Here is a 14,777-nt window from a genome sequence, read left to right as displayed (position 1 = left end):
CCGAAGGCTCAACCACCCCCGCCAGACCCAACCCGAGCACGCACCCCCCGACCCCGCATAACCCCCCAATAACAAACCGCGCCCAATGGCGCCGCGATGAACCAGGAGAAGGAGGCCAATGACTGGAGGGCCTTGATCGGCAGCAGCGCCACGCACAGGGAGACCGCGGCGGCGGGGATGAACGCCATCACGGCGCTCATGTTGAGTCCGCCCCGGTAGTAGTACCGGCCGCCGGGCCGGGGCGAGTAGAGATCCTCCAGGTCGATCTCATGGCGCTTGTACCAGAAGTAGTCGATCGCCAGGATCCCGAAGAACGGCCCTAGCAGCGCCCCGAGCGAACCCAGGAAGTAGGTGATCGCCGTCGGGTTGCCGTAGAGGTTCCACGGCGTGACGAGGATCGAGGCGACGACGGCGACGATGCCGCCCACCCGGAAGGAGATCCGCTTGGGGTTGATATTGGACAGGTCGAAGGCGGCGGACACGAAGTTCGCCACGATGTTGACCCCCACCGTCGCCACGATGAACCCGATGCTCACCACGTAGAAGATGATGTTGTTGTCGATCCGGGACAAGAGCTCGCCCGGGTCGTGGAAGGCCTCTCCGTAGACCTCGATCGCCGCGGCGGAGCACAGCACGGAGGTCATGGCGAAGGCTGTCCAGTTGAGGGGCAGGCCCAGGACATTGCCCAGCACGAGGGACTTGGCGCTGGGGGCGTAGCGGGCGAAGTCGGAGAAGTTGAGCATGAGCGTGGCCAGGGTCCCCACCGTCAGGCCCACCGTCACGGCGATCTGGTAGAGTTGCTGCCCGATCCCCGGTGTGACGCCGTCGGCGTTGGCGAGCCAGTCGAAGCGCCAGCCGGCTTGGCTGAGCATCCACACGCCCAGGCCGATCATGATGACCCAGATGATGGGGCCGGCCATCCCTTGGAAATGACGGACCGCCTCCATGCCGCGCCACACGATGACGAGCTGGATGGCGGACAGCGCCAGGAACGCGATCCAGCCGCTGAGGCGCAGGCCGAGGATGGAGGCGCTGAGATCCCCGAAGCCCGGGATGATCCGCATGAGCAGCAGTTCCAGGGAGATGGAAGCCAGGTAGGTCTGAATGCCGTACCAGGCGATCGCCACGATCCCGCGCACCGCGGCCGGGAAGTTCGCCCCCCACACCCCCCAGGTGATGCGCGAGACCACCGGGTAGGGGGCGCCCGTCTCATAGCCCATGTAACCGGAGGCGCAGCAGGCGCCGAAGATGATGAGGGTGGCCACGAGCACGCCGATGACGATGGCCAGTGGAGTCATGCCCATGAGCGTCCCCGTGCCGATGAACAGCGCCGCCGCGAAGGTGTAGTTCGAGGCGTTGTGGGCGTCGTTCATCCACAGGGAGAACAGGGAGTAGGAGTTCCAGTTGCGGTCATCGGGATGCGCGGGGGCCAGGTCCTCGTTGAAGAGGCGGCCATCGGGGTCGCCGGCGCGCAGGGTGTCATTGGAGACGTCGGCGGCTCTCATGATGACGCCGCCCCCGCGCCCAGGCAGATGGCCGTGGGCGCGTCAGTCGCCGGGTCCTCGGCGATCGCCTCGAACTCGTTGACGGCGTCGAGGGCCGTGCCCATGGAGATGTTCGTGACCCGCTCCAGGATCGCCTCGACGACGACGGGCACCTGGTCCCGAATCGCCAGCTCGCGGGCGCGGCCCAGGGCGTCAGCGAGCTCCTCGGGCGTGCGGGCGCGGATAGCGTGGCAGCCCAGGCCCTCGACGACCCCCACGTGGTCCACCCCGTAGCCGCCGGTCCGCGGGGCGTTGATGTTCTCGAAGGAGAGCTGCACCTGGTAGTCCATGTCGAAGTTGCGCTGCGACTGGCGGATGAGCCCGAGGTAGGCGTTGTTGACGACGACGTGGACGTAAGGGATCCGGTGGTGGGCGGCCACGGCCAGCTCCTCGATAAGGAACTGGAAGTCGTAGTCCCCGGACAGGGCCACCACGGGCGTACCCGGGTCGGCGACGGCCGCCCCGATGGCGGCGGGGATCGTCCAGCCCAGGGGCCCCGCCTGGCCGGCGTTGACCCAGTGGCGCGGCTTGAACACGTGGAGCATCTGGGCCGCGGCGATCTGAGACAGGCCGATGGTGGTCACGTACCGGGTCTCGGGGCCGAAGGCCCGGCACATCTCCTCGTAGACGCGCTGCGGCTTGAGGGGGACGACGTCGAAATGCGTCTTGCGCAGCAGCGTGGCCTTGCGCTCATGGCACTCCTCCACCCAGGGCGCGTAGCGCTCCAGGGGCTCGGCGAAGCGCTCGCGCGCCGCGGCCAGGAGCGCCCGCAGCGCGAGCCCGGCGTCGGAGACCGCGGAGAAGTCCGGTGGGAAGATGCGCCCGATCTGCGTGGGCTCAATATCCACGTGGACGAAGCGCCTGCCCGCCCGGTATACCTCCAGGTCGCCGGTGTGGCGGGCGGCCCAGCGGTTGCCGATCCCAATGACGAGGTCGGAGGCCAGGAAGGTGGCGTTGGCGTAGCGCTGGGAGGTCTGGATCCCGGCCATGCCCTGGGCGAGCCGGTGGTCATCCGGGATGGAACCCCAGCCCATGAGCGTGGAGATGACCGGCACCCCGAGGAACTCGGCCAGGGCCACGAGGTCATCGGCGGCGTCGGCGTTGATAACGCCCCCACCGGCGATGATGACCGGGCGCTCGGCGCTATCGAGCATGTCGAGGATCCGATCGGCCTGGTAACGGGACATCGCGGGGGTCGCCACGGGAAGGGGCTCGTAGGCGTCGATGTCGAAGTCGATCTCGGCGACCTGCACGTCGAAGGGCAGGTCGATGAGGACCGGCCCACGGCGCCCCGACCGCATGAGCTGGAAGGCCTTGGCCAGGGTGCCGGGGATCTGGGCGGGCTCCAGGACGGTGACGGCCATCTTGGTCACCGGCGAGGCGATGGAGGCGATGTCCACGCCCTGGAACTCCTCCTTGCTCAGCATGGCCACCGCCGCCTGACCGGTGAGGCACAGGATCGGGATCGAATCGGCCCAGGCGGAGTACAGGCCGGTGACCATGTCGGTCCCACCGGGGCCGGAGGTGCCGATGCACACGCCGATGTTGCCCGGCGCGGCTCGGGTGTAGCCCTCGGCCATGTGGGAGGCGCCCTCCACATGGCGCGCGAGCACGTGCCGGATGCCCCCATGGTTCTTCATGGCCGAGTACAGCGGGTTGATGGCCGCGCCCGGCACGCCGAAGGCCTGGGTGGCACCTTCTTTCTCAAGAATGAGGACGATCGCGTCCACTGCGCGCATACGAGCCATCACAAGCTCACTCCTTCTCGTATCAGTGGTCTCATAGGGTGCGCCAGGCCTCGCGGAGGACCCGCTTGGCGTCGGCGACGACGGTCTGGGTGCTCTCCCCGGCGCCCAGCGGCTGGACCTCGAAGGCGACGATGGGGCGCTCGGCGGGGTCGGGGCGCAGGTAGCCGATGTCGAGCAGGCCGCGCAGGAACTCGCGCACCTGGGGGACGTTGTTCTCCCCCTTGGGGTGGGAGAAGGCGGGGTGTTTGTCCCCGTAGGCGGGGTCCGAGGGGTCCCGGATGACGCAGTTGCCGATATGGGCGTGGTTGATGAACTCGGCGGTCTCGCTCAGTGCCTGGTGGACGGTCTCGCCCTGCATGGGCAGGTGGGACAGGTCCACCATGAGCCCGAAGCTGGGGATCGCCTTGCGCACCTCCCGGGCCAGCTCGCAGGCGAGCCGGTTAGTGCCGATGAGGGCGCACTTGTCGGTGGAGTCATCGAAGGTCTCCAGGGAGAGCGTCAGGTCGCCCTTGGAGGCCGCGTAGCGGCCGAGCTGGACGATGGAGTCCGCCAGGAGCCCCAGGGCCCTCTCGCGCTGGTCGGCAGGCGGATTGGGGCCGGACAGGAAGCCGAACTTGCCGGCGCCCAGCTCGTAGGCCTGGTCGATGCCGCCCTTGAGGGCCTCGATGGCGGCGGCCCGCTCGGCGTCGTCGGTGGAGTTGAGGTTGAGCTTGCCCCGCAGGATGAGGGGCTGCCCGCCGAAGCCGACGGTCATCCCGGCGCTGGAGACGACCTCGGCGACGGCGGCCCGCTCGGCGGGGTCCTTGACGTGGGTGACCTCGATGGCGTCGAAGAACTCGTCGGCGGCGATGCGCGCGACGCTGGCGGCGATCTCGCCCTCTCCGGTCATGGCGGCTGGGTCCGCCATGAAGTGGACGATGCCGACCTTCATGTAGTCGTGGAGGGATTCCTTCATGATGCTCGCTCCTTGAGTGGGTGCATGCGCTGGTGGTCCGGATGGTGGGGAGGAGAGGGGTCAGCCCCTGCGGCGCCCGATGACGCGGCGCGCGGCGTCGGCGATATTGGCGGCGCGCAGCCCGAAGTGGTCGAAGAGCTCGTCCATGGTTCCGGACACCCCGAAGGCGTCCCGGGTCCCCACCCGCTCCATGGGCACCGGCCGGGCCTCGATGAGCGTCTCGGCGACGGCGGATCCCAGGCCTCCGATGATCGAGTGCTCCTCGGCGGTGACCAGGCCGCCCGTGCGCTCGGCGCTGGCCAGGACGGAGTCGGCGTCGAGGGGCTTGATGGTGTGGTGGTGGACGACCTCGGCGCTGATGCCCTCGGCGGCCAGGAGATCAGCGGCCCCCAGGGCCTCGGAGGCCATGGCGCCGGTGGTCAGCAGGGAGACGTCGGCGCCCTCGCGCAGGGTGATGGCGCGGCCGATCTCGAAGGGGGTGGCCTCATCGGTGAGCACGGGTACGCCGAGCTTGCCGACCCGCAGGTAGACGGGCCCGGGGTGGGCGTAGGCGGCGCGGACGGCCTTGCCCATCTCGACGGCGTCGCAGGGCACGAGGACCGTCATCCCGGGGATGGAGCGCATGAGGCTCACGTCCTCCAAGGGCAGGTGGGTGGCGCCCTCCTGCGCGGCGGTGGTGCCGGCGTTGTGGCCGACGATCGTCACCGCCCGGTCCGAGTAGGCCACGGAGACGCGGATCTGGTCGAAGCCGCGCCCGGTGAGGAAGTTGGCGTAGGCGTTGGCGAAGGGCGCCTTGCCCATGGCCGCCAGGCCCGCGGCCGTGCCCACGATGTCGCACTCGGCGATGCCCAGGTTGATGAATCGCTCGGGGAATTCCTCCCCGAAGCGGAAGGTGTAGTTGGCCTTGGAGCAGTCGCCGTCGAGGACGAAGACGTCCTCGTGGGCGCGGCCGATCTCGATGAGCGCCTCGGCGTAGCCGTCGCGCGGTTCTCTGATCCGGGTGGTCTGGCTCATCGCAGTTCCTCCAATGCGATCCGCAACTCGGCGTCGGTGGGCGCCAGGCCGTGGTACTTCGCCGTGTTCTCCATGAAGCTCACGCCCTTGCCCTTGACGGTGCGGGCGATGATCGCCGTGGGCGCGCCCTTGGTCAGCGCCGCCCGGGTCAGGGCGCCGTCGATGGCGCTCAGGTCGTGGCCATCGATCTCGATGACCTCCCAGCCGAAGGCCCGCCACTTGGCCCCCTGGTCACCGAGCGACTTGACCGAGTCGACGGCGCCGTCGAGCTGGATGCCATTGGCGTCTATGAGGGCGCACACGTTGTCCAGGCCCCGGTCGGAGGAGGTCATCGCGGCCTCCCAAATCTGGCCCTCCTGGCTCTCGCCGTCACCGATCATGACGTAGTAGCGCGAGTCCAGGCCGTCGTGCTTGGCGGCGATGGCGGCGCCATTGGCCACGGACAGCCCCTGGCCCAGTGAGCCGGAGGAGGAGTCCACCCCCGGTAGGTGGGTGTTGGAGGGATGGCCCTGGAGCCGGGTGGGCAGGGCCCGGAAGGTCATGAGCTCCTCGCGGGGGAAGAACCCGCGAGCGGCCATGGCCGCGTAGTAGGCGGGCGTGCAGTGCCCCTTGGACAGGAAGAACTGGTCGCGCTCGCGCCAGTCGGGCTCCTCGGGGCGCACCCGCAGGTGGCGCAGGTAGAGGACCACCAGGGCGTCGATCGCGGACAGTGATCCGGCGGGGTGTCCGCTGCCCGCCTTGTTCGTCATGCGGACGATGTCGCGCCGGCACTGGCGGGCGACGTCCGCGAGCTGTGAGAGCTCGTCATCGGTGAGCATTCGCTCCTCCTCCTCGGGCGGCCCCGCCCCGGGATGGGCGGGGCCGCCCCTTGTGTGGTCTCAGATCTCGCGGAAGGAGATCTCCTGGGCGCCCTCCCACAGGAACTTCTCGCCCAGGGCGGGGAGGTTCTCGTTGCCCTCGACGATGGTGGCGAAGTGGTTGCCGGCGAGCTGGCCGGCCTTGGAGGCGAAGTTCACGTAGCCGTAGCCGATGAGCAGCTCGGTCTCGGACACGCCTCCGGGGTAGATGACGATCTCGCCAGGGTGCGGGTAGCAGGTGCCGTTCTCCGGCTCGATGCCCAGGTCGAGGTCCCCGAACGGGATCCATCCGGCCTGGCCGGACCAGCGCACGTGGATGATCCGGGAGTCCAGGGGCAGGAGCTTCTCGCGGAAGGCCGCCACGGTGCGCGGTGCCGCCTCCTCCTCGTAGCGGGCCTTGAAGGTGTAGCCGCCGGCGGTGATCTCAAGCATGATTCATGTCCTTTCGTGGGGGTGGGTGGTGATGGTGGTGGGGTGGCGCCGTCAGGACGAGGCGCGCCTCATACGCCGAGGATCGAGGTGACCAGGGCCATCCGGATCGAGACGGACTGGAGGATCGCCCGGAAGTAGAGCTGGTGCGGGGTGTTGTCGATCCGCAGGTCCATCTCGCCGGCGCGGCGGGGCAGGGTGTGGGTGACGTAAATCTGGTGGCCCTTCTCCGCCTCCTCGGTGAGGGTCTCGTAGCGCACGAAGTAGCGATCCATGAGGGTCTTGAACTCCTCGGCCTTGGCGCCGGCGGGCGCGGAGCAGCCGGGCAGGTAGATGAGGTCCTGCGTGCGCACGAAGTCGTTGAAGGTGTCCTGCTCGAAGTCGAACTCCTCTTTGAGGCCCGCCTTGGACTCGGCGCGGATGCGCTCGGTGACCTCGGAGGGCGTGCGCCGGTCGGAGTCCGAGCAGATGGTGACGTTGGCGCCCAGTCGCGCCAGCCCGTAGGCCATGGAGTGGCCGGTGCGGGCCTCGATCATGTCCGGGGAGACGACGGCGACGTTAAGGCCCTCGATCCTCCCGAAGCGGCGCCACATGGTGTACAGGTCGAGCAGCGCCTGGGTGGGGTGCTCCCAGTGGCCCCAGCCGCCGTTGATGATGGGGCACTCGGCGGCCTCGGCGCCGCGACGCGCCTCCTCCTCGTCGTAGTGGCGCAGCACGATGAGGTTGGCGTACTGGGAGACGCAGCGCATCGTGTCCTCGATGCTCTCCTCCTTGGCCACCGAGGAGGTGACCTTGGGGTTGGCCTCGACGATCGTCATGCCGCCGAGCCGCTCGACGGCGGTTTGGAAGCTCATGCGGGTGCGAGTCGAGGGCTGGAAGAACATCAGCGCGATCATCTTGTCGGTGAGGATCTCGGCCCGGGTGCGGTTGAAGAGCTCAAGGTTCTTGCCCAACTCGAAGAGGTTGTAGAGCTGGGTGTCGGACAGGTCGTTGATGGAGATGAAGCTCTTGCCGACGTTGTCGACGGCGTCCACGAGCCCCTTGAGCGATCGCATGTGCTCGGACATGTTTCTTCCTCCTTCGGGAAGCGGTAGTGGGTGAGTGGTTCGGCGGATGGTGGGTGGTGGGCCGCCACCGGTTGGGCGGCGGGAGGTCAGCGGCGGCGCAGCAGCCGCCCGGCCTTGGAGTCGCGGTCGACGCTTCGGCCGCGCAGGATGGTGCGGTGGACGACGCCGCGCAGCTCGCGCCCCTGGTAGGGCGAGATCGGATTGCGGTGCTCCAGCGCGGTCACGTCCACGGTGAAGGCGGCCTCGGGATCGAGCACAATCAGGTCCGCGTCATTGCCGACGGCGATCTCCCCCTTGCCGGGGATGGAGAAGGTCGCGGCGGGGGCTCGCCCGTACCAGCGGGCGAGGTCGCTCAGGGTGGCCCCGAACTCGGCGCCGGCGCTCCACACGGCGGCGGGCCCGAGCTGCACGGAGGCCACGCCTCCCCAGGCCTGGGAGAAGTCGCCGGTGTCCTGGCGCTTGAGATCGATGGTGCACGGCGAGTGGTCGGAGGCGACCTGGTCGATCGTGCCGTCGAGGAGTCCCGCCCACAGCTCGCGGCGATTGGCCTCCGAGCGAATGGGCGGAGCGCACTTGTACTCGGTGGCGCCGTCGGGGATCTGCTCGGCGGCGAAGGTGAGGTAGTGCGGGCAGGTCTCGGCGGTGATGCGCAGGCCCTCCTCCTTGGCGGCCCGGATGAGGGGCAGGGCCTGGGCTGAGGCCAGGTGGAGGATGTGGACCCGCGCCCCGGTGGCCCGGGCGGCGTCGATGACGGCCGAGATCGCGGCGGTCTCGGCGGCGTCGGGCCGCGAGCGCAGGTACCCGGCGTACTCGCGGCCGACCTCCTGCGGGGCGCTCGCCAGGACGCCGGGGTCCTCGGCGTGGACGATGAGCGGGGCGTCGATGCGGGCGAGTTCGGCCAGGGCCTCGCGCACGCCGTCGTATCCCAGGAAGCCGTACTCGTCGATGCCGGAGTGGGCGGTGAAGCACTTGAAGCCGAAGACTCCGCGCTCCCACAGGGGCGCCAGATCGGCGGTGTTGCCGGGGACGGCGCCTCCCCACAGGCCCACGTCCACGGAGAGCTTGCCGCGAGCGGCCTCCTCCTTGAGCTTGAGGCTCTCCACGCTCACGGTGGGCGGGGAGGAGTTGAGCGGCATGTCGAGGATCGTGGTGATGCCCCCGGCCAGCCCCGCGCGGGTGGCGGTCTCGTAGCCCTCCCACTGGGTACGGCCGGGCTCGTTGATGTGGACGTGGGAGTCCACGAGCCCGGGCATCAGGACGTGGCCGTCGGGGACCTCGATGCGCTCGCGGGCGATGGGGGCGACCCCGGGGTCGACGACGGCGGTGATGCGCTCGCCGTCGATGACGACGGCCGCGGGCCGGATGCCGTCGGGCAGGACCGCGCGGTTGGCCGTGACGACGAGGTCGTGGGCCGGGTCGGTCGATGATGTCGGTGCGGTGGTCACAATGCTCTCCTCTCGCCGCCGCAGTGGGGCGGTCAGGGGTGATGAGTGCTGATCAGGGACTTTCAGGGCTGGTGCGGGATAGGACGGTTCAGGGTGGGTCCGATGCCGACCGCGCTCAGCGGGCGACGGAGTCGCGGTCGGCGTCGAGGTCGACGCTCCGGGCCTGGCGGACGGCCCTGAGGAGGTAGGGGTCCGCCCGGGACATGAGCAGGTGGATCACCAGGCCCAGCGCGGCTCCGATGAACCAGGAGAACGGGCTGAGGAACTTGCAGAAAGTGACCGGGACGACGGCGACGATGATCGAGGGCACCGAGGCGATGAGGAAGGCCCAGACAGCGCGCATGTTCCACCCGGCGGTGAAGGTGTGCATGCCGTCCCGCTTGAACAGCTCAGAGACCTGGACCTGGCCCTTCCGAAGCATGTAGTAGTCAGCGATGATGATGCCGAAGAGGGGACCGAGCACCGCGCCGAGGGCGGCGAGGAACACGTTGATGACAACCGGGTTGTTGTAGAGGTTCCACGGCGTGATGACCAGGGCGATGCAGGCGGCGATGAAGCCGCCCCTCTTGAAGTCGATCCGCGCCGGCCAGGCGTTGGCCAGGTCGTAGGCCGGGGAGACGAAGTTCGCCACCACGTTGATGCCCAGGGTGGCCACGGTGAAGGTGATGGCGCCCAGGATGATGGCGATGGGGTGGTCGAGCTTGGCGACGAGGTCCACGGGGTCGTAGATGTACTCGCCGTAGATCTGGTAGGAGCCGGCCGTCACGAGCACGGAAACCACGGAGAAGGCGATGAAGTTGACCGGCAGGCCCCACAGGTTGGCCAACCACACGGCCTTCCGGTTGGGGGCGAATCGCGAGAAGTCGCAGAAGTTGAGCAGGAGGGTGGAGAAGTAGGTGACGGTCAGGCTGATGGCGGCAAGCAGGGCGTAGCCGGTTCCCCACTGGGGAGCCTCGGCCGTCAGGCTCAGCGAGATGTGCCAGTCGGCCAGGTAGAGGACGTAGGCGGTGAGCAGAAACATGACCACCCAGACGGCGGGGCCGGCCCAGTCCTGGAACTTGCGGATGGTCTCCATGCCGCGCCGCAGGAGGAGGAGCTGGAGGCACCACATGAACAGGAAGGCGGCCCAGCCGAGGAGAGTCTCACCCAGGAAGCGGGTCTGGCCGAGGCTCGTGATGCCGGGCCACATGCCTCCCAGGAGCACGATGACGGCTTTGGAGGCGAGCCAGGTCTGGATGCCGTACCAGCAGATGGCGACGGCGCCGCGCAGCAGGGCGGGCAGGTTGGAGCCCACGGTGCCGAAGGTGATGCGGGCCAGCACCGGGTAGCACAGGCCTGTGGCCTGCCCGGCGAAGCCGACGAGGTTCATGAGGAAGAAGACGACGATGATGCCGATGCTCAGGGCGCCGAAGACGTGCCAGGCACCCAGGCCGAGGGCGAAGAGCCCGGCGGCGAAGGTGTACCCGCCGATGGAGTGGATGTCTGACATCCACATGGCGAAGAGGGAGAAGAACCCCCAGTCGCGCTCCTTGGGCGGTAGGAGGTCGTCGTTGACGAGGCTGCTGCTGATCTCTGGTTCGGCGCTCGGGGCGGCTGTGTGCTGTGGTGCCATGATGCGACCTTTTCCGTCAGGGGTGGGCGTCGTTGCCCTCGGATGTGATTCGTGCGTTCAGGCAGGGGATGCGGTTCGGTGGGGTGGTGGGGCTCAGGGGGTGATGGTGGTGCCGGTGGCGCCCGCGAGGGCGTCGATCATGCGGGGAAGGGAGGTGATGATGACCCGTTTCCCGCCGCGCTCGAGGAAAGAGATGGCCGCCTGGATCTTGGGGGCCATGGAGCCGGCGCCGAACTGCCCGGCCGCGAGGTGCTCGCGGGCCTGCGCGATGGTCAGGGTCCGCAGCTCGGCCTGAGTGGGCTTGTTGAAGTCGATGCAGACCGAGTCGACCGCGGTGCAGATGATGAAGTCCTGGGCACCGAGGCGGTTGGCGAGGAGGGCTGAGGCGAGGTCCTTGTCGATGACCGCCTCCACACCGGTGAGCCGGCCGTCGTCGCGCCGCACGGGGATGCCCCCGCCGCCGCAGGCGATGACGATGCTGCCGGCGTCGGCGAGGGCCTTGATGGTCCCCGCCTCGACGATCTCCAGCGGCTGGGGCGAGGCGACGACGCGGCGGTAGCCGCGGCCGGAGTCCTCGCGCAGCACCCATCCCTCCTCGCGCTCGTGGCGCTGGGCCTCCTGGGCGCTCATGAATGAGCCGATGGGCTTGGTGGGGTCGTCGAAGGCGGGGTCGGAGGGATCGACGACGGTCTGGGTGACGATCGCGGCCACGTCCTTGGTGATGCCGCGCTCGGCCAGGGAGTTGCGCAGGCTGCGGGAGAACATGTAGCCGGTGGCGCCCTGGGTGTCGGCGCCGAGCACGTCCAGGGGGAGCGGCGGCAGCTCGCCGAGGGCCAGTTCCGCGCGCCGAAGCAGGAAGCCGACCTGCGGCCCGTTTCCGTGCGTGACCACGGGGGTGAATCCGGCCTCCACCAGGGAGGCGATGCTCGCAGCCGACTCGGCCACGGCGGCGGCCTGGTGGGCCACGGAGATCTCATCGCTGTTCTTGACCAGGGCGTTGCCGCCGACGGCGACGACGACTGCTCGAGTACTCATGGCGCGTCCTTTCAGGGATGGAGCGTCTTCGCTCGTGTGCTTGCGGGTGGTGTCAGATGACGGGGAGAGGCCAGCCGCGCACCTCCTTGGGGCGCGGCGCGGCGTAGGTGCGTGATTTGGAGGTGCTCAGTCCCAGGGTGAGCAGGCCCTCGGCGAGCTTGACGGCGGCGGCGACGCCCTCGACGACGGGGACGCCCAGTTCGCGTCCGAGCTCGGCGTCGAGACCGGCCATCCCGCCGCAGCCGAGCACGATGACCTCGGCGCGGTCCTCGTCCACGGCGAGGCGCGCCTGGGCGGTGATGGCGCGCCGGGCGGCGTCGGCGTCCTCGAGCTCGAGGACCCCCAGACCGGTGGAGCGCACCGAGGCGCAGTGGGCGGACAGCCCGAAGGCCGCCAGACGCTCCTCGATAAGGGGCACGGTGCGGTCCAGGGTGGTGACGGCGCTGAAGGAGCGGCCCAGGAGCATGGCCAGGTGGGCGGCCGCCTCGGTCATGTCGACGACGGGGACGTCCAGGAGCTCCATGAGCCCCTCCTTGCCGTGCTCCCCGAACCCGGCCTGGATGACCGCGTCGAAGGGCTCGGGATAGGTAGTCACCGCGCTCATGACGGCGGCAGCGGCCAGGTGGGACTCGAAGTTCCCCTCGACGGAGTCAGCCCCGATGGCCGGGGTGAGCCCGATGATCTCGGTGCCCGGGGCGGCGACGGCGCGCGCTGCCCCGGCGATCGACCGGGTCATCGACTCGGTGGTGTTCACATTGACGACAAGGATTCTCATGGCTCTCGCTCCGCCCCGTGGTCACTGGCCGGTTCTGCATCATTGCTCACCACACTCCTCAGAGGTCTGTGCTCTAAGTTGTGTGGGTCAAGCGTAAGCCCTGTCACATGGGAACGCAAGACCCTATCGCGATCAGATTGGCCGGGGCGCGAGTCGGCCGCCGCGAGCGCGCGAGCGCCCCGCGGCACGGGGCGGCGGGGCGCTGGTTGGGGGAAGGGGCCGGGGACTGGTGGTCCACCGGCGCCCGGGGGTGCGGCGGGGTCAGAGCCCGGCGCGGTGGAGTTGGGTGAAAGCGGTGGCCACGGACAGGACGACGGAGATGAGCGAGCCGATGACGACCACCGGCATGGAGCCGGCGATGGCGGCGAAGGCGGTGAGCATCCCCAGGATCGCCAGGATCGCCAGGGCAACGGTGCTGATCGTGATGTCTGCGGAACCCGCTTCCCCCTGCTCCTGGGCCTGCGCGGGGGCGATGACGCCGGCCGCCCCGGGGAGGGGAGACTCGCTCATGGGCGCGGATACAACGGACATTCTCTCCTGCTTTCCTTCATTGAGGGCTGCGGCGGGAGCGGTCGCGCTCCCGCACGACTCTGTGCGCCCCGACTCGGGGGCGGCATGACGAGTTTACGGCACGTCAGGAACGTTCTCAGACCTCTGGGGAATCAGTTTGCTCACACGAATGGGTCACAGTCGAGCGGCCGGTCAGAGGTTCTCGTCGAGCTCACTGCCCTCGCGCTCCCGCGCCGAGAGGATGTCGGCGCGGGTGGTGCCCATGTGCTCGATCATGAGGGAGATGGCGCGCTGCTCGTCACGGGCCTCGATGGCCTCCAGCAGGGCCCTGTGCTGCTCACTCGTGCGCCGCCTGGCCTCGGGGGACTCGAAAGCCCGGAAGCGGACGCCGAGCAGGGCGTCACGCAGGGGGTGCAGGGTGGAGGCGACGAACTGGTTGCCGGTGGTGGCCACGATGGCGTCGTGGAAGGCGTAGTCGAGGCCGACGAGGGCCTGCACGTTCTCGGTCTTCTGCGCCAGGTCGAACTCCTCCAGGCAGCGGCGCATCTCCGCGAGGTGCTCCTCGGTGCGCTGCTGGACGGCGAGGCGGACGGCGCCGATCTCAAGCATCTCCTCCACGCCGAGCACGTCCACCTCGACCTCGGAGACCCGGCCCTCGTGGGCGGCCACGTACATGAGGTAGGGGAGCTCGCGCCAGCGGAAGCGGGGAAGGAGGAAGGTGCCCCGCCCGTGAACGACGTTGAGGACGCCCCCCATGGAGAGGTTGCGCACGGCCTCGCGCATCGTGGGCCGTGAGACATGGAGGAATCGGGCGAGCTCGGACTCGCCGGGGAGGGGGACGTCCTCCACGAAGGTCTTGTCGACGACCGCATCGAGGATCTTCTCGACGGCGTTGGCAACCATGTCGTGAGCCATCTTGCGCCTTCTCATCGCGGGCGCGAAGGCGCCCGGCCCTTGGCCGGCCCGATGCGGGCCGCGCCATGAATATGCAGATCACGCTCGGGCATCAGGTGTCCGGGCGGTGCCACGATAGGCAGTATCGCGCACGCGCGCCCTGATCCCCTAATACGGGCGGGGGCGGCCTCCCAGGCGGCTCATGCCCGCTCGGTACCCGGCGACGACCACGAGCACCATGATCACGAGGCCGATCTGCGCGGGGCGCGACCATCCGCCGGCGGGGAGGATGAGCACGGCTGCGCCGGCCGCGAGGCACTCGGCGGTGTTGAACAGGACGTCGTAGAGGGAGAAGGCACGGCCGCGGAAGGCATCGGCCGTGTCCGACTGGACGATGGTGTCCACGGCGATCTTGGCCCCCTGCACGCCGATGCCGAACAGGAGGAGCCCCGTCATGAAGGGGATCCGCGCGTGGGAGGCGGCGATAAGCGCCTGCCCGGCCGCCCCGCCGAGCAGGCAGATGACCACCCAGGTGGCGGGCGGGACGCTCTCGTGGGCGATGGGGGTGAGGATGACGGCGAGGAAGTGGCCGGCGAGCATCGCCCCCATGAGGGCGCCGAAGTTGGCGATGCCCGCGTCGGCGTCGCCGCCCGCGGCCAGGAGGTTGCGGCTGGCCAGGATGATCGTGATGAGCTCCAGGCCGTAGACGAAGCGGTGGAGGGCCATCGCGGCCAGGGCGAGCGCGGGGGTCCCTCGGCGCGCAAGGTAGCGGATCGCGGCGATGAGATCGGATGCCGTCGAGGCGATCGCTGCGCCGAGCCCGTCGTCGCCCCGCGGGCCGACGACGGGCGCGCCGGGGCGGGCGGAACCAGCGGGGCCGCCGGGGCGGGCG

Annotated in this window: 13 protein-coding genes and 1 pseudogene; all 14 read right to left on the bottom strand. The window is 69.4% G+C overall.

Going from position 1 to position 14,777, the window contains the following annotated elements; translation table 11 throughout:
- Positions 1-8: 8 nt before the first annotated feature.
- On the bottom strand, positions 9-1,505 hold the full coding sequence (locus GVV75_RS05775; RefSeq protein WP_159624215.1) for an NCS1 family nucleobase:cation symporter-1: 1,497 nt from the start codon (positions 1,503-1,505) through the stop codon (positions 9-11).
- The gene (gene gcl / locus GVV75_RS05770; RefSeq protein ID WP_236266071.1) at positions 1,502-3,283 is read right to left on the bottom strand and encodes a glyoxylate carboligase; all 1,782 of its coding nucleotides are present in this window, start codon (positions 3,281-3,283) and stop codon (positions 1,502-1,504) included. The genes GVV75_RS05775 and gcl overlap by 4 nt, the downstream gene beginning before the upstream one ends.
- Positions 3,284-3,323: 40 nt before the next feature.
- Positions 3,324-4,247 carry a sugar phosphate isomerase/epimerase family protein gene (locus GVV75_RS05765; RefSeq protein WP_159624219.1) on the bottom strand — a complete coding sequence of 308 codons (924 nt, stop codon included), beginning with the start codon at positions 4,245-4,247 and terminating at the stop codon, positions 3,324-3,326.
- A gap of 60 nt (positions 4,248-4,307) precedes the next feature.
- Positions 4,308-5,261 carry a transketolase family protein gene (locus GVV75_RS05760; protein ID WP_159813865.1) on the bottom strand — a complete coding sequence of 318 codons (954 nt, stop codon included), beginning with the start codon at positions 5,259-5,261 and terminating at the stop codon, positions 4,308-4,310.
- Complete coding sequence (locus GVV75_RS05755) at positions 5,258-6,079, bottom strand: transketolase (RefSeq protein ID WP_159717150.1); 822 nt, start codon at positions 6,077-6,079, stop codon at positions 5,258-5,260. The genes GVV75_RS05760 and GVV75_RS05755 overlap by 4 nt, the downstream gene beginning before the upstream one ends.
- A 60-nt stretch (positions 6,080-6,139) precedes the next feature.
- Positions 6,140-6,550 (bottom strand): DUF3830 family protein, encoded by a 411-nt coding sequence (locus tag GVV75_RS05750; protein WP_159624225.1) that lies wholly within the window; start codon positions 6,548-6,550, stop codon positions 6,140-6,142.
- A 68-nt stretch (positions 6,551-6,618) separates the two neighbouring features.
- Complete coding sequence (locus GVV75_RS05745) at positions 6,619-7,614, bottom strand: aspartate/ornithine carbamoyltransferase family protein (protein ID WP_159624227.1); 996 nt, start codon at positions 7,612-7,614, stop codon at positions 6,619-6,621.
- Positions 7,615-7,700: 86 nt separating this feature from the next.
- Positions 7,701-9,059, bottom strand: coding sequence for an allantoinase AllB (gene allB, locus GVV75_RS05740; protein ID WP_236266070.1), 1,359 nt, complete (start codon positions 9,057-9,059; stop codon positions 7,701-7,703).
- Positions 9,060-9,174: 115 nt separating this feature from the next.
- Positions 9,175-10,671 carry an NCS1 family nucleobase:cation symporter-1 gene (locus tag GVV75_RS05735; protein ID WP_159624229.1) on the bottom strand — a complete coding sequence of 499 codons (1,497 nt, stop codon included), beginning with the start codon at positions 10,669-10,671 and terminating at the stop codon, positions 9,175-9,177.
- A gap of 93 nt (positions 10,672-10,764) precedes the next feature.
- Positions 10,765-11,706, bottom strand: a complete 942-nt coding sequence (arcC, locus tag GVV75_RS05730) for a carbamate kinase (protein ID WP_159624231.1) — start codon at positions 11,704-11,706, stop codon at positions 10,765-10,767.
- Between the two features lie 52 nt (positions 11,707-11,758).
- Positions 11,759-12,481: an aspartate/glutamate racemase family protein gene (locus tag GVV75_RS05725; RefSeq protein ID WP_159624233.1), complete on the bottom strand. Its 723-nt coding sequence runs from the start codon at positions 12,479-12,481 to the stop codon at positions 11,759-11,761.
- Positions 12,482-12,742: 261 nt separating this feature from the next.
- Positions 12,743-12,991 carry a hypothetical protein gene (locus tag GVV75_RS05720; protein WP_235925171.1) on the bottom strand — a complete coding sequence of 83 codons (249 nt, stop codon included), beginning with the start codon at positions 12,989-12,991 and terminating at the stop codon, positions 12,743-12,745.
- Between the two features lie 192 nt (positions 12,992-13,183).
- Entirely contained in the window at positions 13,184-13,906 is a 723-nt protein-coding gene (locus GVV75_RS05715) for a FadR/GntR family transcriptional regulator (RefSeq protein WP_159624237.1), read from the bottom strand.
- 147 nt (positions 13,907-14,053) lie between these two features.
- A pseudogene (locus tag GVV75_RS05710) lies at positions 14,054-14,777 on the bottom strand (MFS transporter); the annotation flags it as partial.

The organism is Actinomyces sp. zg328 (assembly GCF_009829635.1).
Classification (GTDB): domain Bacteria; phylum Actinomycetota; class Actinomycetes; order Actinomycetales; family Actinomycetaceae; genus Actinomyces; species Actinomyces marmotae.
This window is presented reverse-complemented; position numbering and strand designations above follow the sequence as displayed.

What these genes read in the sequence shown, in the direction of transcription:
- GVV75_RS05775 (WP_159624215.1), bottom strand. Translation starts at nt 1,505, where the DNA reads ATGAGAGCCGCCGACGTCTCCAATGACACCCTGCGCGCCGGCGACCCC.
- gcl (WP_236266071.1), bottom strand. Translation starts at nt 3,283, where the DNA reads ATGCGCGCAGTGGACGCGATCGTCCTCATTCTTGAGAAAGAAGGTGCC.
- GVV75_RS05765 (WP_159624219.1), bottom strand. Translation starts at nt 4,247, where the DNA reads ATGAAGGAATCCCTCCACGACTACATGAAGGTCGGCATCGTCCACTTC.
- GVV75_RS05760 (WP_159813865.1), bottom strand. Translation starts at nt 5,261, where the DNA reads ATGAGCCAGACCACCCGGATCAGAGAACCGCGCGACGGCTACGCCGAG.
- GVV75_RS05755 (WP_159717150.1), bottom strand. Translation starts at nt 6,079, where the DNA reads ATGCTCACCGATGACGAGCTCTCACAGCTCGCGGACGTCGCCCGCCAG.
- GVV75_RS05750 (WP_159624225.1), bottom strand. Translation starts at nt 6,550, where the DNA reads ATGCTTGAGATCACCGCCGGCGGCTACACCTTCAAGGCCCGCTACGAG.
- GVV75_RS05745 (WP_159624227.1), bottom strand. Translation starts at nt 7,614, where the DNA reads ATGTCCGAGCACATGCGATCGCTCAAGGGGCTCGTGGACGCCGTCGAC.
- GVV75_RS05735 (WP_159624229.1), bottom strand. Translation starts at nt 10,671, where the DNA reads ATGGCACCACAGCACACAGCCGCCCCGAGCGCCGAACCAGAGATCAGC.
- arcC (WP_159624231.1), bottom strand. Translation starts at nt 11,706, where the DNA reads ATGAGTACTCGAGCAGTCGTCGTCGCCGTCGGCGGCAACGCCCTGGTC.
- GVV75_RS05725 (WP_159624233.1), bottom strand. Translation starts at nt 12,481, where the DNA reads ATGAGAATCCTTGTCGTCAATGTGAACACCACCGAGTCGATGACCCGG.
- GVV75_RS05720 (WP_235925171.1), bottom strand. Translation starts at nt 12,991, where the DNA reads ATGAGCGAGTCTCCCCTCCCCGGGGCGGCCGGCGTCATCGCCCCCGCG.
- GVV75_RS05715 (WP_159624237.1), bottom strand. Translation starts at nt 13,906, where the DNA reads ATGGCTCACGACATGGTTGCCAACGCCGTCGAGAAGATCCTCGATGCG.